Source organism: Clostridium sp. ETTB3 (assembly GCF_053571985.1).
This window is the reverse complement of record NZ_CP199832.1, coordinates 1946838-1965079: the sequence shown is the minus strand read 5'-3', so window position 1 is coordinate 1965079 and position 18242 is coordinate 1946838. Positions and strand designations below refer to the sequence as shown.

General features: G+C 26.6%; 16 protein-coding genes, 1 tRNA gene, 2 riboswitches and 1 other annotated feature. Of the genes, 9 read left to right on the top strand and 8 right to left on the bottom strand.

Features of this window, described 5'->3' with window-relative positions:
- Positions 1–59: 59 nt before the first annotated feature.
- The 7 genes from malQ (at position 60) to ACUN06_RS09600 (ending at position 8368) form a co-directional block, all read left to right on the top strand.
- Complete coding sequence (gene malQ / locus ACUN06_RS09630) at positions 60–1556, top strand: 4-alpha-glucanotransferase (RefSeq protein ID WP_331892203.1); 1497 nt, start codon at positions 60–62, stop codon at positions 1554–1556.
- Between the two features lie 112 nt (positions 1557–1668).
- A complete protein-coding gene (locus ACUN06_RS09625; RefSeq protein WP_291731325.1) occupies positions 1669–2433 on the top strand; it encodes a potassium channel family protein in 765 nt (254 codons plus the stop codon).
- Between the two features lie 66 nt (positions 2434–2499).
- Positions 2500–2585, top strand: a tRNA-Leu gene (locus ACUN06_RS09620).
- A 77-nt stretch (positions 2586–2662) separates the two neighbouring features.
- On the top strand, positions 2663–3616 hold the full coding sequence (locus ACUN06_RS09615; protein WP_291731324.1) for a D-2-hydroxyacid dehydrogenase: 954 nt from the start codon (positions 2663–2665) through the stop codon (positions 3614–3616).
- Positions 3617–3681: 65 nt separating this feature from the next.
- Positions 3682–3875, top strand: a binding site (T-box leader).
- A 50-nt stretch (positions 3876–3925) separates the two neighbouring features.
- Positions 3926–5593 (top strand): 2-isopropylmalate synthase, encoded by a 1668-nt coding sequence (leuA, locus tag ACUN06_RS09610; RefSeq protein ID WP_449389709.1) that lies wholly within the window; start codon positions 3926–3928, stop codon positions 5591–5593.
- A gap of 68 nt (positions 5594–5661) precedes the next feature.
- Positions 5662–5735, top strand: a riboswitch (glycine riboswitch).
- Positions 5736–5826: riboswitch (glycine riboswitch) on the top strand.
- 149 nt (positions 5827–5975) lie between these two features.
- Positions 5976–7346 (top strand): alanine/glycine:cation symporter family protein, encoded by a 1371-nt coding sequence (locus ACUN06_RS09605; protein ID WP_294125092.1) that lies wholly within the window; start codon positions 5976–5978, stop codon positions 7344–7346.
- Positions 7347–7609: 263 nt separating this feature from the next.
- Positions 7610–8368, top strand: a complete 759-nt coding sequence (locus ACUN06_RS09600; protein ID WP_294367292.1) for a glycoside hydrolase family 73 protein — start codon at positions 7610–7612, stop codon at positions 8366–8368.
- Positions 8369–8428: 60 nt separating this feature from the next.
- Here the strand turns inward: ACUN06_RS09600 and ACUN06_RS09595 are convergent, their stop codons facing one another.
- The 6 genes from ACUN06_RS09595 to ACUN06_RS09570 all read right to left on the bottom strand — a co-directional run bounded on the left by ACUN06_RS09595 (position 8429) and on the right by ACUN06_RS09570 (position 13231).
- Entirely contained in the window at positions 8429–8701 is a 273-nt protein-coding gene (locus ACUN06_RS09595; protein WP_291731314.1) for an acylphosphatase, read from the bottom strand.
- Positions 8702–8865: 164 nt separating this feature from the next.
- On the bottom strand, positions 8866–9927 hold the full coding sequence (locus ACUN06_RS09590; RefSeq protein WP_291734693.1) for an ABC transporter substrate-binding protein: 1062 nt from the start codon (positions 9925–9927) through the stop codon (positions 8866–8868).
- On the bottom strand, positions 9927–10727 hold the full coding sequence (locus tag ACUN06_RS09585; RefSeq protein WP_291734690.1) for an ABC transporter permease: 801 nt from the start codon (positions 10725–10727) through the stop codon (positions 9927–9929). The genes ACUN06_RS09590 and ACUN06_RS09585 overlap by 1 nt, the downstream gene beginning before the upstream one ends.
- Positions 10721–11569: an ABC transporter permease gene (locus ACUN06_RS09580; RefSeq protein WP_291734687.1), complete on the bottom strand. Its 849-nt coding sequence runs from the start codon at positions 11567–11569 to the stop codon at positions 10721–10723. The genes ACUN06_RS09585 and ACUN06_RS09580 overlap by 7 nt, the downstream gene beginning before the upstream one ends.
- A complete protein-coding gene (potA, locus tag ACUN06_RS09575) occupies positions 11553–12611 on the bottom strand; it encodes a spermidine/putrescine ABC transporter ATP-binding protein (RefSeq protein ID WP_294162312.1) in 1059 nt (352 codons plus the stop codon). Before potA ends, ACUN06_RS09580 begins: the two co-directional genes overlap by 17 nt.
- Positions 12612–12691: 80 nt before the next feature.
- A complete protein-coding gene (locus ACUN06_RS09570; RefSeq protein WP_291734683.1) occupies positions 12692–13231 on the bottom strand; it encodes a helix-turn-helix domain-containing protein in 540 nt (179 codons plus the stop codon).
- A gap of 619 nt (positions 13232–13850) precedes the next feature.
- On the opposite strand from ACUN06_RS09570, the gene pflA reads away from it, so the two are divergent.
- Positions 13851–14570: a pyruvate formate-lyase-activating protein gene (pflA, locus tag ACUN06_RS09565; RefSeq protein WP_294367298.1), complete on the top strand. Its 720-nt coding sequence runs from the start codon at positions 13851–13853 to the stop codon at positions 14568–14570.
- Between the two features lie 63 nt (positions 14571–14633).
- On the opposite strand, the gene ACUN06_RS09560 is transcribed toward pflA, so the two are convergent.
- Both ACUN06_RS09560 and rocF read right to left on the bottom strand, forming a co-directional pair.
- Positions 14634–15260 (bottom strand): 3'-5' exonuclease, encoded by a 627-nt coding sequence (locus ACUN06_RS09560; protein WP_291734678.1) that lies wholly within the window; start codon positions 15258–15260, stop codon positions 14634–14636.
- 177 nt (positions 15261–15437) lie between these two features.
- On the bottom strand, positions 15438–16334 hold the full coding sequence (gene rocF, locus ACUN06_RS09555) for an arginase (protein ID WP_291734677.1): 897 nt from the start codon (positions 16332–16334) through the stop codon (positions 15438–15440).
- Positions 16335–16685: 351 nt separating this feature from the next.
- Between rocF and ACUN06_RS09550 the strand changes: the two genes are divergently transcribed.
- Entirely contained in the window at positions 16686–18101 is a 1416-nt protein-coding gene (locus ACUN06_RS09550; RefSeq protein ID WP_449389708.1) for an LCP family protein, read from the top strand.
- Positions 18102–18242: the final 141 nt, after the last annotated feature.

Here is an 18242-nt window from a genome sequence, read left to right as displayed (position 1 = left end):
TAATTATTATTTTAATAATATATATAGTTAAATTTAATAGGTAAAAGGAGTAGAGGGGTATGGAGAGAAGTGCAGGTGTTATTATGCATATAGCATCATTACCAGGAAAATTTGGAATAGGGACATTTGGTAAGGAAGCATATGAATATGTTGAATTTTTATATAAATCAGGAATGAGATATTGGCAAATATTGCCGTTAGGGCAAACAGGATATGGGGATTCACCATATCAATCTTTTTCAGCTTTTGCAGGCAATCCTTATTTTATTGATTTTGATATATTAAATGATGAAGGAATTTTAAGCAAAGCAGAATATATTAATGAAAATTATGGAGATAATGAAGAATGCATTGATTATGGGCTTTTATTTAATATTAAATATATAGTGTTAAGAAGAGCTTATGAGAACTTTAAAAAAAGTCATAACTTTTTATTAAAAGAATACTTTGAAAGTTTTAAAGAAGAAAATAATTGGTGGTTAGATAATTATTCTCTTTATATGGCTGTTAAAGGTAAATTTAATTTAGCTAGTTGGCAAGAATGGGATGATGATATAAAAAAGAGAAGACCTGAAACAATTGAACTTTATAGAAATGAGTTATCAGATGAAATAGAGTTTTGGTCATTTATTCAATTCTTATTCTTTAAACAATGGAATGAATTAAAAAGCTATGCTAATGAAAAGGGAATTAAAATAATAGGAGATATGCCAATTTATGTTGCAGAAGATAGTGCTGATGTTTGGAGTAATCCTGAAGCATATTTAATATATGAAGAAACATTAAAACCAATTTCTATTGCAGGATGCCCTCCAGATGCATTTTCAGAAACAGGTCAATTATGGGGAAATCCTCTTTATGATTGGAATTACATGGAGAAAACAGGATATAAATGGTGGATTAAGAGAGTTGAAGAAAGTTTAAAACTTTATGATGTAGTTAGAATAGATCATTTTAGAGGATTTGAAAGCTATTGGGAAATTCCTTATGGAGATACTACAGCTATTAATGGTAAATGGGTAAAAGGACCAGGAATTAAGCTATTTAATGCAATTAAAGAATCATTAGGTGAAATAAATGTTATAGCAGAAGATTTAGGATTTTTAACAAATGAAGTTAAAGAATTTTTAGAGGAAACAGGATTTCCAGGAATGAAGGTATTACAATTTGCTTTTGATGAAAGAGAAGAAAGTAATTATTTACCTCATACTTATACTAATAATTGTATTGCATATACAGGAACACATGATAATGATACATTTAGGGGTTGGTTTGAGTTAACTGGAAATAAATCAGATGTTAAGTATTGCAAGGAATATTTAGCCTTAACAGAAGAAGAAGGATATAACTGGGGCTTCATAAGAGGGGCGTGGGCAAGCGTAGCAGATGTTTCTATAGCTTTAATGCAGGATTTCTTAAATCTTGGAAATGAAACAAGAGTGAATTTTCCTTCAACTTTAGGTGGAAATTGGAAATGGAGAATTAAGGAAGGAAGCTACAATACAGAATTAGCTGATAAAATATATAAATATACAAAAATGTATGGAAGATGTTAATTTTAAAAGACTGATGCATAAGTGCATTGGTCTTTTTTAGTGCTACTTATCATATATTAAGTAATTCTAACATAAATATAAATATATAAATTTATATTTATGAGGTAAACATATGGAAAAGAAAAGTGTATATGATTTTTTTATAGGATTACTTGCACTTATGTTAGCATTAATGTTTGTTATAGATATTTTTATAGATATACCAAATGAAGTTAGTTGGACATTTTATTATATAGATAATATAGTAAGATTAATATTTATAGGGGATTACGTTACAAGATTAGTAATAAGTAAATCTAAAAGAAATTTTATAAAAAAAAATATAATAGATTTACTATCCATTTTTTCAATAAGATTTTATATAAGGTTAGTGGGGTTGACCATAATTCCTTCTAAGATCAATTCAGCTTATTGTATAAAAATAATAAAGATTTTTATGCTAATAATTTGTGCCTTAAAATTTAAAATAAGAGTTAAAGATGAAATTAAAAAGAGCAGATTAAATTTTTTATTAGTACTTTCAACAATATTTATAGTTATAGGTGCTGTTTTAATTTCAATAGTTGAAGGAATGTCAATAGGAGATGCTTTATGGTGGAGTTTTGTAACTTTTACTACAGTTGGGTATGGTGATATTTTATTAAAGACTCAATTAGGAAAATCAATTGCTGTTTTATTAATGATTATTGGAATAGGAGTTATAGGAGTTATAACAACTAGTATTACTTTGTATATAGCAAATGGAGGAAGAAAAATGCAAAAGAGTTATAAAGAAAAAGTAATAGAAGATATAAAAAATAAGTTGGATAATTATGAAAATTTAACTAGTGAAGATATAGAAGATATTATAAAAATATTAAAAGCATTAAAAAAATAGAGAGGAAAATATGATTGAATTTAATTTTACATTAACATAAAATATATAATATAAGAGTTATCTTATGCAGGTGTGCTGGAATAGGCAGACAGGATAGATTGAGGGTCTATTGGATATTCTCCGTGTGGGTTCAAATCCCACCATCTGCACCAATACATTATATAGAACTACATTTGAATTTGATTTTTTAATGTAGCTCTTTTTTTATAATGATTTATGGAGGAATTATATGAAAAAAATAGTAATACTTGATGGAAAAACTTTAGGAAATATAGATTTAGAAAAACTTAATGAAATTGGAGAAGTTGATTATTATGAATTTACTAGTGAAGATGAAGTAAGTAATAGAATAAAAGATGCAAATATAATATTAACTAATAAAGTTATTTTAAATGAAGATAATATGAAAAATGCAAATAAATTAGAATTTATTGCTGAAACAGCAACTGGATTTAATAATATAGATGTTGATTATGCAAGAAAAAGAGGAATTGGGGTTTCAAATGTTGCGGGATATTCAACTAATGCAGTAGTTCAACATACATTTGCAATGGCTTTAGGATTATTAAATGAAGTTATATATCATGATAATTATGTTAAGTCTGGTGAATATTCTAAATCAGGATTATTTACATGTTTAAATAGACCTTATTATGAAATTCAAAATAAAGTATGGGGAATAATTGGATTAGGAGTAATAGGAAGAAGAGTTGCAAGAATAGCAGAAGCATTTGGAGCAAAGGTAATATATTATTCTACTTCAGGAAGAAATAATTCAAGTGAATTTGAAAGAGTTGAATTTGAAGAATTACTAAATAAAAGTGATATTATTTCTATTCATGCACCATTAAACAATAATACAAAGGGATTAATAAATTATGATGCACTAAGCAAAATGAAGAATACAGCTATTTTAGTAAATATGGGAAGAGGACCTATTGTAGTAGAAAGGGATCTTTCAAAGGCTATAGATGAAGATAAAATAAGAGGAGCAGCATTAGATGTATTTGAGGTTGAGCCAATTAATGAAGAAAACCCACTATTGACTGTAAAAAATAAAGATAAATTACTATTATCACCTCATATTGCATGGGCAAGTATAGAAGCTCGTAAAGTGTTATTTGAAGAAGTAATAGAAAATATTAAGGCTTTTTATAGAGGAGAAGAACGAAATAGAGTATAAAAATAAAAATATTATGTATATTGACAGAGATAATACAATATAGTAAAATTATAGAAAATAAATAAGGCATTGCTGGGAATGAGAGTAGTAGAAAATTAATAATTTTTCAGAGAGTAGACAGTTGCTGAGAGTCTATAAATTATATTTTTGAACTCGCTCATGAGCTATAAGGATGAATTAGAAGTAATTCTTATCGGATAACACCGTTATTTTAATTAAGTAAAAGTTTTGGATGGTACCGCGTAAACACGCTCCAATGAATAGGAGCTGTTTAGCGGTTTTTTATTTTATTTAAGGGGGCTTTTATAAATGTTAAATTACAGTAAATACAAGAGATTTGAAACTATTAATTTTAAGGAAAGAACATGGCCAAATAATATTATTGAAAAGGTACCTATTTGGTGTAGTGTTGATTTAAGAGATGGAAATCAAGCACTTATAAATCCAATGAACATAAATGAAAAATTAGAATTTTTTAATTTATTAGTTAAATTAGGATTTAAGGAAATTGAAGTTGGATTTCCATCAGCATCACAAATAGAATTTGATTTTTTGAGAAGATTAGTTGATGATAATTGTATTCCAGATGATGTTGTTGTACAGGTATTAACTCAAGCAAGACCACATTTAATAGAAAAAACTTTTGAAGCTTTACAAGGGGTAAAAAAAGCAATAGTTCATATTTACAATGCAACTTCAGTATTACAAAGAGATGTTGTTTTTAATATGAGCAAAGATGAAATTAAAAAAATTGCTGTTGAGGGAACAAAGTTAGTAAAAAAATATACTTCAGATTTTGAGGGCGAGATTTTTTTAGAATATTCTCCTGAAAGTTTTACTGGAACAGAAGTTGAATATGCATTAGAAGTATGTGATGCAGTTGCTGATGCATGGGAGGCATCAAAGGAAAATAAAATTATAATAAATCTTCCATCAACAGTTCAAATGGATACACCAAATGTTTTTGCAGATCAAATAGAATATATGTGTAAAAATTTTAAAGATAGAGAAAGGGTAATAGTAAGTGTGCATCCGCATAATGATAGAGGGACAGGTGTTGCTGATGCTGAACTAGCATTATTGGCTGGAGCAGATAGAATAGAAGGAACATTGTTTGGTAATGGAGAAAGAACAGGAAATGTTGATATTTTAACTGTTGCATATAATATGTTTTCTCATGGTGTTAATCCTATTTTAAATCTTGAAAATATAAATGATATTATTGAAATATATGAAAGGTGTGTAAAGATACCTGTACCAGTTAGGCATCCATATGCAGGAAATTTAGTGTTTACTGCTTTTTCTGGTTCGCATCAAGATGCAATAAATAAAGGAATGAAGAAGTATGAGGAGAGAGGATCAAAATTATGGCAAGTACCATATTTACCAGTAGATCCAAGTGATTTAGGAAGAGAATATGAACCTTTAGTTAGAATAAACAGCCAATCAGGAAAAGGTGGAGTTGCATTTGTTATGGATCATTGCTTTGGATTTAAATTACCAAAATCAATGCAACAGGAATTTGCAGAAGTAGTTCAAAAAATTTCAGAAAGTAAGGGTGAAGTTCAACCAAATGAAATAATGGAAGCATTTAAAGAACAATATTTAACCTTACAAGAACCTTTTAATTTAATTAGTATTTCTATATCAGATATTGATAGTGATGTATCAGAAACAACCAAGGTAAATGCAGTAATTGAATATAATGGAAATGAATATGTTATAGATGGAATAGGTAATGGACCAATAGATTCATTAGGAAAGGCATTAGCAAATAGTAAGTTAATTGATGTTAGCATAATAGATTATAAAGAACATTCATTAGGAGCAGGTTCAGAAGCAGAAGCAGCAGCATATGTTTATATGAGCAGGAATGATATTCATAAAAAGACATTTGGGGTAGGGGTTGATAGTAATATTACAAGAGCATCAATTAAATCTGTAATAAGTGCATTAAATAGGTTATATGGTAAATAATATGTTTTATAAGTTGATTAATTTAATATTTATTTATATAATTACTTTATAAAATTTAATATGTTCGGTTGAAGGTAATGGGAGAGTGATTTATATCCACCGAAGAAGTAAATCTTTCAGGTATTAGGACCGTTACTGGACGAGCCTCTGGAGAGACTCAATTAAGAGCACCGAAGGAGCAAGGCTTATTTAAATAAGTTGAAACTCTCAGGTAAAAGGACAGGGGATTAAAATAGTTTTTAGTTAATAGTTAGTAGTTAGTAGTTAAGGAACAAACTTTTAATTGAGTTTTTTATTACGTAATAACCTAACTCATAACTACAAACTACAAACTATTTCTAATCTCCTCCTATAAATTTTTATTTTTAAGGAGGATTTTTTTATGAGTTTTTTTATTAATTTAGAAGAGGTATTAAAAAATATTGATGGAATAGTATGGGGACCACCTTTATTAATTTTATTAGTAGGGACAGGTATATATTTTACTTTTAAATTAAACTTTATTCAGATGTTTAAATTGCCATTAGCAATTAAGTATCTATTTTTAAATGATGATGATAAAAGCGATAATGAAGCAAAGGGAGAGGTATCAAGTTTTGCAGCATTATGTACAGCATTATCAGCTACTATAGGAACAGGAAATATTGTTGGTGTAGCAACAGCTATAGCAACAGGAGGACCAGGGGCCTTATTTTGGATGTGGGTTGCTGCATTTTTTGGAATGGCAACTAAATATGCAGAAGGAGTTCTTGCTATAAAATATAGGGAAGTTGATGAAAATGGAGAAATGTCTGGAGGTCCTATGTATTATATTGAAAAGGGAGTTGGAAATAAATTTTTAGCTAATATGTTTGCATTTTTTGGTATTGCAGTTGCACTACTTGGTATAGGGACTTTTGGACAAGTGAATTCTATATCAAAAGCAGCATTAATTTCTTTTAATATTCCAATATGGTTTACTGCAATAATAATAACTATATTAGTTACACTGGTTACTTTAGGAGGTATAAAAAGAATATCTAATGTAGCAGAAAAGATAGTTCCAACAATGGCAATATTATATATAATAGGAGCTTTGTTAGTATTGATATGTAATTTTAAAGCAATACCTTCAGCAATAACATTAATAATAAAAAGTGCATTTAATCCAAGTGCAGCATTAGGAGGTACTACAGGTATTACTATATCATTAGCAATTCAAATGGGAATAGGAAGAGGTGTATTTTCAAATGAAGCAGGTCTTGGAAGTGCACCAATAGCAGCAGCAGCAGCTAAAACAAAATATCCAGTTAAGCAAGGATTAATTTCAATGACAGGAACATTTATAGATACAATAATTATTTGTACTATGACTGGATTAGCAATAGTATTAACAGGAAGTTTTAATAGTGGATTAGAAGGAGCTGCAATGACTACATTTGCATTTGAAAATGGATTACCATTTGCAATTATAGGTAAATATATAGTTAATATAGGTTTAATTTTCTTTGCTTTTACAACTATAATAGGATGGAATTATTATGGGGAAAGATGCATTCAATATTTAATAGGTATTAAAGGAATTAAATTTTATAAGATAATATTTATAGCTTTGGTTGGAGTAGGACCATTTTTATCTCTTAATTTAGTATTTATAATTGCAGATATAGTAAATGGATTAATGGCATTGCCTAATTTAATTGGTTTAATTAAATTAAGAAATATAGTAATAAGTGAAACAAATAATTTTTTTGAGAATATTAACTCTAATTAAAGTACGCAATGATAGAGATATATATGAAATAAATTAATATATGAATAAAAGGTTATAGTAAGTTTAATAATAACTTATTATAGCTTTTTTTTTGAACATTCAAAAATAATAAAGCTATTAGTAATAAAAATATATTTAAAAAGGTAAAATAAAGTGTAGGAGGTAATTATGATTTATAAATATGTAAAAATGGATTTCCTTAAAAGTATATAATGAAGGTAAGCCAACAAAAGAAGTATTTAAAAATTATAGGAGAGTTTAAGATGAAAAATAACATTAAATACAGAGGGGTAAATAGTTATGCTTTATCGGGGGGAAAAATAAATTCTTATAAGTTTATTAAAGCTTGTATTCTTTTTGTTTTAATGATTGTAACTATATTTAGTACTATAAGATTTAAATTATCTCAAAAAATTACTAATACTAGATATATAAATGAAAGTTCAAATGTTTATAATGAAGAAGTAAGTATAGCAAATGCTACAACTAATATGAGCAATGAAAAAAATATAGAAGTAAATTTAAATGTTAATTTGGATTCAGATAAGATGGAATTTTTACAAAAAGTAGCAGAAGGAGCAATTGAAAATTATTATAAATATGGTATTTTACCATCAATAACTATTGCACAGGCTATATTAGAATCAGGATGGGGACAGTCAGACCTTGCAGTTACACATAATAATTTATTTGGAATAAAGGCTGATTCAAGATGGGATGGAGATATTGCTACAATTTCTACAAGTGAAAATTATAATGATATTACTATAGCAAGCTTTAGAAAATACAACAATATAGAAGAATCTATAAATGATCATGGAAAGTTTTTATATGAAAACTCAAGATATTCTGAATATGGATTATTTGCAGGGAAAAATTATATTCAACAAGCACAGGCTTTAGAAGATGCTGGATATAGCACTGTTAGAAACTCAGATGGAGTACCAGTTTATGCAGATAAATTAGTAACTTTAATAGAGAAATATAATTTAATGGAATATGATAATAAAGTTAAAAATTAAAAATATAAAAAATAGAGTTAGATATTTATACATTTAACTCTATTTTTGTATTTTTAACATTTAATAACGTTCTGTAAAGCTATATTCATTGTAGATCACTTCAATCTTTTTTTGATAAAGTTCATCTACTTTAATAAATCTATTCCCATTTTTTATAATTTCAAGAAATTTTTTTATAGAATCAATTTCTCCTTGAACTTCAATTTCAACCATACCATTATCCATGTTTCTTACCCAGCCAGTTAAATCATAATTTTGTGCATTCATAATACAAAAAAATCTAAAGCCAACACCTTGAACACGACCATCAGCTATTATGTGATATCTAACCATAAAATCCTCCTTAACATATAATTATAGTATATATTATAGTATAATTAAAATTATAAATAAAATGGGGATGTCGCATTAAGAATAAATACTACAATATATTGTATTAATTTTTATTTTTTAAAACAATATATTGTGTATAAAAGTTTTAGTGCGACAGCCCCATTTTAATGAGTTAATACATCCATAAAGGCTTCTTCATATAATTTTAGTGATTTTTTATCTAAGTCAGTAAAAATTGAACATTTATCTAAAACATATTCTGGTGGATAAGCTACAGGATTGTTTTTTACATCATCATCCAATAATTCATATGCACCATAATTTGGTGTTGAGTACTCTATGTATTCTACATTTATTTTTGCATTTTCAGGATCACATAAAAAGTTAATAAATGCTTCTGCACCAGCTTTATTTGGAGCACCTTTAGGAATTGTCATTGAATCAACCCATCTATTAGAACCTTCTTGTGGAATAGCATATTTTAAATTAGGATTTCCACTTATTGAATAAGAAGCATCACCTGAATAAACAGTGGCTAATGCCTTTTCGCCAGCTATCATATTATCTTTTATTTCATCAAGTAAATATACAGGACTAGTTAATTTCTTTTGTTTAATTAAATCTTCTTTTGCTACATTTATTTCATCAGGATTTGTAGAATTTAATGAATATCCATTTTTTATTAAAGCAATAGCAAGAGAATCTCTTAAAGAATCAAACATATATATATTATCTTTGTATTTTTCATCCCAAAGGATATCCCAACTAGTAACTGGTTCAGTAATTACTGTTGAATCATATAATATTCCAATTGTTCCCCACATATATGGAACAGAATATTCATTAGTAGGGTCATAAGATAAATTCAAAAAATCATCACTTATATATTTATAATTTGGAATATTATTAAAATTTAATTTTTCTAATAAACCTTCTTTTCTCATTTTTTCAACCATGTAATCAGAAGGAAATACTAAGTCATAAACACCAGGACTAGTTTGAATTTTTTGATACATAATTTCATTAGTATCATATTTATCATAAATAACTTTTATTCCAGTTTCATCTTCAAATTTTGAAATTAAAGATTCATCAATATAATCTGCACAGTTATATACATTTATAGTTCCATTAATACCAGAGTTATTATTACTACATCCAGTAAAAAATGTAGATGTTAATATTGCTGTGGTAAGTAGTGTAATTAAATTCTTTAATTTCATCATTATTTTTCACCTCTTGAAATGAAGTCTTTTCTATTTACAATTAATAATAAAATTAATACTGTTAAAAACATTAATGTTGATAAAGCATTAATTGATGGATTAATTCCTTTTCTTGCCATTGAGTAAATTTCAATAGAAAGATTATTAACACCAGGTCCAGTTGTAAAGAAGCTTATTACAAAATCATCAATTGACATGGTAAATGCCATTAAGAAACCAGCAAATATTCCAGGCTTTATTTGAGGTAAAATTATTTTACGCATTGCATATGCAGGAGTTGCTCCTAAGTCTAATGCTGCTTCAGTGATATTAGCTGGCAATTGTTTAAGCTTTGGTAATATTGATAAAATAACATATGGTATATTAAAAGTTATATGAGCAAGAAGCAAGGTTGTAAATCCAAACTCAAATTTTAAATAAGGACTTAAAAATATAAATAAGCTCATAAGAGATATACCAGTTACTATATCAGGGTTTAAAACAGGTAAATAATTTATGTTTAATAATGCTTTTTTTGAAAAACCACGCATTCTATTAATACCTATAGCTGCAAATGTACCAATTATAGTAGCAACTATTGATGAAATTATAGCAACCAATAATGTGTATTTTAATGCACTCATAATACTGTCATTTTGAAATAATTCAATATACCAATTTAAAGTAAATCCATTCCATTTACCCATAGACTTAGAATCATTAAAGGAGAAAACCATTAAAGTTACTATAGGCAGATATAGAAAAATAAAAATTAAGATTAAATAGAATTTTTTTATGAAAGATTCTAGTTTTCTTACCATAATCTGCTTCCTCCTTCCTTATCATCCGAACCTTCAAATTTATTCATGAAAGCCATTGAAATTAAAATTATAATCATCATAAATATTGCAATAGCAGAACCAAAGTTCCAATCACCCATTGTTGTATATTGTGTTTGAATTAAGTTTCCTAAAAGCATATATTGTCCGCCACCTAAGATTCTAGAAATTACAAAGGTTGATACTGCAGGCATAAATACCATAGTTATTCCAGAAATAACACCTGGCATGCTTAATGGGAAAATAATTTTTCTAAAAATTGTACTTTTAGTAGCACCAAGATCTGAGGCTGCATTTATTAAATCAGTATCCATTTTTACTAAAACAGTATAAATGGGTAAAATCATAAATGGTAAAAAGTTATAAACCATTCCAAGTAATACAGCAAAATCATTATATAATAATTTTAAGGGACCTATGCCAAAGTTAGCTAATATAGTATTTATGAATCCATTTTTACCAAGCAAAGGTAACCATGCATAAGTTCTAAGTAAAAAATTCATCCACATAGGAACAATAAACAACATTATTAAAAAGTTTCTTTTTTTACTATTCATATTAGCAATTAAATAAGCTACTGGATATCCAATTATTAAACAGGCAATTGTAGATTGGAAAGCCAAAAGAAGACTTCTTCCAAAAACACTAAAATAATTAGGATTCATTAATTTTTCATAATTTTCAAGAGAAAATTTATATCCTGTATCTGTTTTTATTGTAAAACTAAAAAATATTATAATTAAAAGAGGAATAACAATAAAAAGTGAACTCCATACAACATAAGGTGCTGCAGGCAAAACACCTTGATTACTTTTCTTTTTCATAACCTTTCACCTTTCTCATTATATGTATAGATTCTGGGTCTATTATTAGGCCAACTATTTTTCCAGCTTCTGCATGTTTAATGTTATGAACAATCCATGTAGTATCTTCAGTAATAACTTCCATTTCATAATGAACGCCTTTAAAAATAACAGAATTAACTTTTCCAGTTAACATTCCTTTATCAGGAGTAGTTATTTCTATATCTTCAGGTCTAATTACAACATCAATATCTTCATTTTTGTTAAATCCGCCATCAACACATGTGAAAGTATTATTTGCAAATTTTACTTTATAATCTTCAAGCATAATTCCATTTAAAATATTACTTTCACCAATAAAATCAGCAACAAAAGCATTAGCAGGTTCATTATAAATATCTTCAGGAGAACCCATTTGTTGAATTTTACCTTTATTCATTACAACTATAGTATCAGACATAGTAAGAGCTTCTTCTTGATCATGAGTTACAAAAATAAATGTAATTCCAAGTCTTTTTTGTATTTTCTTTAATTCAAGTTGCATTTCTTTTCTAAGTTTTAAGTCTAATGCTCCAAGTGGTTCATCTAATAAAAGTACCTTAGGTTCATTAACTAAAGCTCTAGCAATAGCAACTCTTTGTTGTTGACCACCACTAAGTGAATCAACAGATCTTTTTTCAAAGCCTTCAAGTGATACCATTTTTAACATTTCACGAACTTTTTTATCAATTTCATCCTTTGGTAATTTTTTTATTTTTAATCCAAAAGCAATATTTTCATAAATATTCATATGAGGAAATAAAGCGTACTTTTGGAATACTGTATTTAATTGTCTTTTGTATGGAGGTATGTTTGAAATATCACTTCCATTAAATATAACTTTTCCACTATCAGCAGTTTCAAAACCAGCTATAATTTTAAGAGTTGTAGTTTTACCACATCCACTAGGACCAAGTAAAGTTAAGAATTCATTTTTTCTTATATTTAATGAAAGATTATCTAAAACAGTATTATCACCATAAACCTTAGATACACCTTGTATTTCTATTATGTTTTGATTCAAAAAAAAACACCTCTTTCTTTATAAATGAAGTTCTAAATTAAAATTTAGATGTTGAATTTACTTAGTAATTAAAAAAATATTTAAAATGTTGGTGGAGTAGAAATCCAAATAACTTTAGCTGTAGTTTTACCATTATTACTTATATAGTGATTTGCTCTAGGTTTAAAATAAAAACTTTCATTTTTACGAACTTTATAAGATTTATCACCTAAGTGTAATATTATGCTTCCTGATAAAACATATCCAAATTCTTCACCTTCATGAGGTTCTTCTTCTAAGTATTTCCCACCAGCTTCAATTGTTATCATTATAGGTTCCATTTCATTTTTTTGTGCATTAGGAACTAACCACATTAATTTATATTTTAAATCTGAATTTTCGGTTTCAAACATATCTTCATATGTATAAGTTATTTTTTCATCCTTATCATCACTAAAGAATTCTTTAAGGTTTGTTCCGAGTATTTCAAGAATATCAATTAGTGTTGCTATAGAAGGTGAAGTTAAATCATTTTCAACTTGAGATATAAATCCTTTAGATAATTCGCATCTATTAGCAAGCTCTTCTTGTGTTAATCCTCTTTCAATTCTCATTCGTTTAATTTTATTTCCAATTTGCACAATTTCACCTTACCTTTCATTTTGTTTGATAATAACTATTACTAAACTAAAGGTTTAAAATTACTAAACAAACAATGCTATTATATAGGGATATAATGAAAAAATCAATAATTTTAATAAAAAATGTTTAAAATATAATCTATTGCTTTCCTTTTAAAATAGAGGGATTTAAGGAAGAAATAAAAATTAAGTTTAACATTTCTGCATTAAAAGTTTAGTAAAACTAAGAATGAATAAAAAATATAAAAATATAAAAAGTAGTTAATTATATAAAAGAGAAAAGTTATTAAATTTAAATGAAAAATAAAAAATGATATATAAATTTATAATTGGTAAACTGAAGAAAAAAAATACATAGTAAATTATAATCATTAAAATTAATATAATATATTTTTGTTATTATTAAATGGTGTTGTCGCACTAAAAATTTTATATACAGTAATTAAAATTTAGCAGAATATATTGTATTATTTATTTTTAATTTGACATCCACATTGTATTATAAGTATTAACAAATTTTAAAATAGGATGTATAATAAAATATGATTTATGAAAATGCTATATTTAATAAAGTTTTATTTTAAATAATAAAATTTATAGATAAAACGGAGGATGGAAGATGTTAAGAGGAACAATACATTCAATAGAAACAATGGGGCTTGTAGATGGACCAGGAGTAAGAGTTGTAGTATTTATGCAAGGATGTGCATTAAGATGCCAATATTGCCATAATCCAGATACATGGATTGATAAAGGTGAAGAAACTTTAGAGTTAACACCAGAAGAATTAGTTAATAGAATAGCAAGATTTAGAGCTTACTTTGAAAGGTCAGGTGGTGGGGTTACTTTTTCTGGGGGAGATCCATTAAGACAACCAGAATTTTTAAAAGAATGTTTAAGACTTTGTAAGGAAAAAGGAATACATACTACATTAGATACATCTGGAGTAGGATTTGGAGATTATAAAGAAATATTAAAGTATACTGATTTAGTTCTTTTTGATGTTAAGCATTTAACAGCAGAAGGTTATAAAAATATGACAGGAATAAATATTGATGAAAGTTTAAAATTCCTTGAAGATTGTAAAAAGTGTAATATAAAACTTTGGATAAGACAAGTTGTTGTACCAGGTATGACAGATAGTGAGGAGTATATTAAGGAATTAGGTGAATTTATTAAAACATTAGAAAATGTTGAAAAAGTTGAGCTTTTACCTTATCATTTACTTGGAATAAATAAGTATGAAAAAATGGGGATAAAATACAGATTAGATGGTATACCTGCTATGGATAAAGAAAAGTGTAAAAATTTATATGAATTATTAAATTTTAAAGCTTAATAAATTATAAAAAAAGAAAATGCCAATTATATGATTAGAGGCAGTTTCTTTTTTTTTTATAATTTAAAGCTGACTTGAGAAAAATCCTGGTTTAATATATTTTTGCTTCATACCTTCTATTACTAAAAGATAAAGTGCAGCTGTATCAAATCTAGCATCATGATAATTACCACTTCCCTGGAATAATTCATTAGCTTTTTTAGCAATTACTTCATCAGATATACCTAAAAATTTAATTACTTCAGAAAGTTTAGGATTTTTTATGCCATTACCATTTGGTGATGGTATTTGACAAATGTTTTTGTAGTATGACATTGTACAAAATGTCTTTTTAGGTTTCCAAGAACAATCAATCATACCAGCTTCATATAATGAATCAATTTCATGTTTTAAAAATTTAACATCAAATTGGACATTATGACCAATCACAAAATCAGCATTAAAGAAATCAGACATAAAATATTGAAGTTGTTCTAAAAATTCTAGCCCATTAGATAATTCATATAATTTTTCTAATGAAAATCCATGAACTTCTTGAGCAGATGGATCCATTTCATCTACTGTAAAGAAAAAGTTTTTTCCAATAGTAGTTTGTGGTTTAGTTGAGGTATCTACAGTTATATAACTTAACTGACAAATATGACCTGGTTTTACACTAGTTGTTTCAGTATCGAAAAATAAAAGCTTCATTATGTTCCTCCAAAAAATATTTATTGATTTTATAATATCATAACTTATATTAATAAACAATTTTATATAAAAAGTGGGGCTGTCGCATTAAAAATTTTATACACAATATATTGTTTTAAAAAAATCAACACAATATATTGTAGTATTTATTCTTAATGAGACATCCCCATTTTTATATTATAAATTATCTGAGATTAGGTTTAATAATTCAAAACAAGTTTCCTTAGTTTTATTATTTTTATCTAACATAGGATTATATTCTACAAAATCCATAGATTTTACTAAGCTTGTACCTAAAATTGCCTCAAGTAGTTCCTTGCTTTGACTATAAGTTAATCCATCATTTACTGGAGTTCCAGTACCAGGTACATAATCAGGATCTAAACAATCTATGTCATAAGATAAATGGATATTTTTTATATTTTTTTCTTTAATCAATGTTAATAAATCATTAATTACTTTTGAAGTACCCTCTTTGTTTATTTGTTCAGTAGTCCATACATTCATTTTTAACTCATTTATTAACTCAATTTCACCTTTATCTAAATCACGACAAGCTAGTATAAAAACATTTTCTGGTTTAATTTTAACTTCATTAAAAAATATTGAAGTAAGTTTTTCATAACCATATCCCATAGAAGCAGCAAGTGGCATACCGTGAATATTTCCAGATGGAGAAGTATCATGTGTATTAATGTCTCCATGAGCATCTATCCAAATTACAGCTAAATTATTACCAAAATGTTTACTTGCACCAGCAATAGAACCCATAGCTAGAGAATGGTCTCCGCCAATTATAAGTGGGAAAGTGTCATTTTGTAATGCTTCAAGAACTTTGGAAGCTAGTCCATTATTTGCATCAACAACTTGAGTTAAATATTTTAATTGTGAATTACTTGAATATTTTTCACTTTCATTTACTTTTTCAACTTCTATATCTCCTAAATCACAAACAGTATGATTTTTTTCAAATATATCAATGAGGTTGTTTTTTCTTAATTCTTCAGGACCCTTTTCTACACCAGGGTTATCACACCCATAAAAAAGAGGCATTCCAATAATACTTATGTTCATAAAAAGACCTCCATCAATTTACTAAATTTTCATAATATCTATAATAATACTTTAAATTATATAAGTAAATATTAAATTCTTTAATTTATAGAAATTCTTTTATTTATAGTTTATCCAAATTTATTTTAATAATGTAATTGTTCTACTACAAATAATACAGAAATTTGTGATAAAATAAATAATTATGAAAAAAAATAATAAAAAAAACTAAAAAATGGCTTAAAATAGTGGTATTATTGCATTTATTATCTTATAATTAAAAAGTATAATTTATATAAACTACATTTAAACTAATAATGATGTATTTAACTTTAAAAGTTTAATTAATATTTTTGAAGGGATGGCACAATTATGAATGAACGAAATAAAACTAGAAGAAGAACTTCTAAAAAGAAAAGATGGTCAGCAAAAAGAAAAATAATAATATCAACTATAGCTGTTTTTGCATTAATAATTGGTATATTAGCATATGGATATCTTTATATAAAAAGTAAGATTTATTCTGAAATAAGTATACCAAATAATATTGAAGATACTGAATATAAAGAAGTCGAGGGAATAACGAATGTTTTATTAATTGGAACAGATGGAAGAACATTAGATGAAGCAGCTAGAGCAGATTCTATTATTATAGCCACTTTAGATAATAACAATAAAAACATAAGATTAACATCGTTATTTAGAGATACATTAGTAAATATACCAGGTCATGGTGAAGCTAAATTAAATGCTGCAATGGCTTATGGGGGAGTAGAATTATTAATTGAAACAATTAAAAATACATATGGAATTAATCTTGATAAATATATTATTATAAACTTCTGGGGATTTGAGGCAATAATAGATCAAATAGGTGGATTAGAATTTAATGTAGAAGATTATATGTTAAATGAGTTAAATAAATACATTGGAGAATCTACAGGTGGAAATGATTGTCCAGTAACTGAAGCTGGTGAGCAATTGTTAAATGGTAAGCAAGCATTATCTTATGCAAGAATAAGAAAAGGTGTAGGAGATGAATTTGCAAGAACTGATAGACAAAGAGAAGTTTTAGTAAAAGTTACTGAAAAATTAAAAGAAACTAAGCCAAGCAAATATTTAGGAATAATGAATAGTATGTTAGATTATATAAAAACTAACATAGATCCAATTCAAGCTTTAAATATGGCGTATACTATTTATAAATTCCCTAATTTAGAAATAAAGCAATTACAAATACCAATACCAGAATTAACAGATGGAAGATTATTTAAGAATTTAGGGTGGGTATTTTTAATGGATACAGAACAAAATACTAAATATTTAAAAGAATTTGTTTTTGAAAATAAAGTACCAGATTCATCAACTTATGATTATAAATCATTTAACGAAGCAATGTCTGAATACAAAGAAGAAGAAAATGAATACAATGAAAGACATAATATAAATCCTAAAGATTATGAAAATATACATTATGAAGATAATTATATAAGTAAACCTTCAAAATCTGATAATAAAAATAATTTAAATCAAAATAATAGTGGAAGCCAAAATAGTTCAACTGGAGGAAATTCAACAGGAACAAATAAACCAAGCAATGGAAATAGTTCAGGAGTAAATGATAAAGATTCAACTGGAGAAAATAAACAACCTGAAAAAGAACCTGAAAAAGAGCCAGAAAAGGAACCAGAAAAGGAACCAGAAAAGGAACCAGAAAAAGAGCCAGAAAAGGAACCAGAAAAAGAAACACAAGATGAATTAGAAAATAATTCTGAAAATAAAAAATAAGAACAATTAAAATCTTAAAAATAATTTAAATACGTTAAATTTAATTAAATAGTTAAAATAAAGCAATGTTTTATAAGTTTAGCTTTAATAAAGATAAATTTTATAAATACATTGCTTTATTTTTATTAAATTATTTTAAAT

What these genes read in the sequence shown, in the direction of transcription:
- malQ (WP_331892203.1), top strand. Translation starts at nt 60, where the DNA reads ATGGAGAGAAGTGCAGGTGTTATTATGCATATAGCATCATTACCAGGA.
- ACUN06_RS09625 (WP_291731325.1), top strand. Translation starts at nt 1,669, where the DNA reads ATGGAAAAGAAAAGTGTATATGATTTTTTTATAGGATTACTTGCACTT.
- ACUN06_RS09615 (WP_291731324.1), top strand. Translation starts at nt 2,663, where the DNA reads ATGAAAAAAATAGTAATACTTGATGGAAAAACTTTAGGAAATATAGAT.
- leuA (WP_449389709.1), top strand. Translation starts at nt 3,926, where the DNA reads ATGTTAAATTACAGTAAATACAAGAGATTTGAAACTATTAATTTTAAG.
- ACUN06_RS09605 (WP_294125092.1), top strand. Translation starts at nt 5,976, where the DNA reads ATGAGTTTTTTTATTAATTTAGAAGAGGTATTAAAAAATATTGATGGA.
- ACUN06_RS09600 (WP_294367292.1), top strand. Translation starts at nt 7,610, where the DNA reads ATGAAAAATAACATTAAATACAGAGGGGTAAATAGTTATGCTTTATCG.
- ACUN06_RS09595 (WP_291731314.1), bottom strand. Translation starts at nt 8,701, where the DNA reads ATGGTTAGATATCACATAATAGCTGATGGTCGTGTTCAAGGTGTTGGC.
- ACUN06_RS09590 (WP_291734693.1), bottom strand. Translation starts at nt 9,927, where the DNA reads ATGATGAAATTAAAGAATTTAATTACACTACTTACCACAGCAATATTA.
- ACUN06_RS09585 (WP_291734690.1), bottom strand. Translation starts at nt 10,727, where the DNA reads ATGGTAAGAAAACTAGAATCTTTCATAAAAAAATTCTATTTAATCTTA.
- ACUN06_RS09580 (WP_291734687.1), bottom strand. Translation starts at nt 11,569, where the DNA reads ATGAAAAAGAAAAGTAATCAAGGTGTTTTGCCTGCAGCACCTTATGTT.
- pflA (WP_294367298.1), top strand. Translation starts at nt 13,851, where the DNA reads ATGTTAAGAGGAACAATACATTCAATAGAAACAATGGGGCTTGTAGAT.
- ACUN06_RS09560 (WP_291734678.1), bottom strand. Translation starts at nt 15,260, where the DNA reads ATGAAGCTTTTATTTTTCGATACTGAAACAACTAGTGTAAAACCAGGT.
- rocF (WP_291734677.1), bottom strand. Translation starts at nt 16,334, where the DNA reads ATGAACATAAGTATTATTGGAATGCCTCTTTTTTATGGGTGTGATAAC.
- ACUN06_RS09550 (WP_449389708.1), top strand. Translation starts at nt 16,686, where the DNA reads ATGAATGAACGAAATAAAACTAGAAGAAGAACTTCTAAAAAGAAAAGA.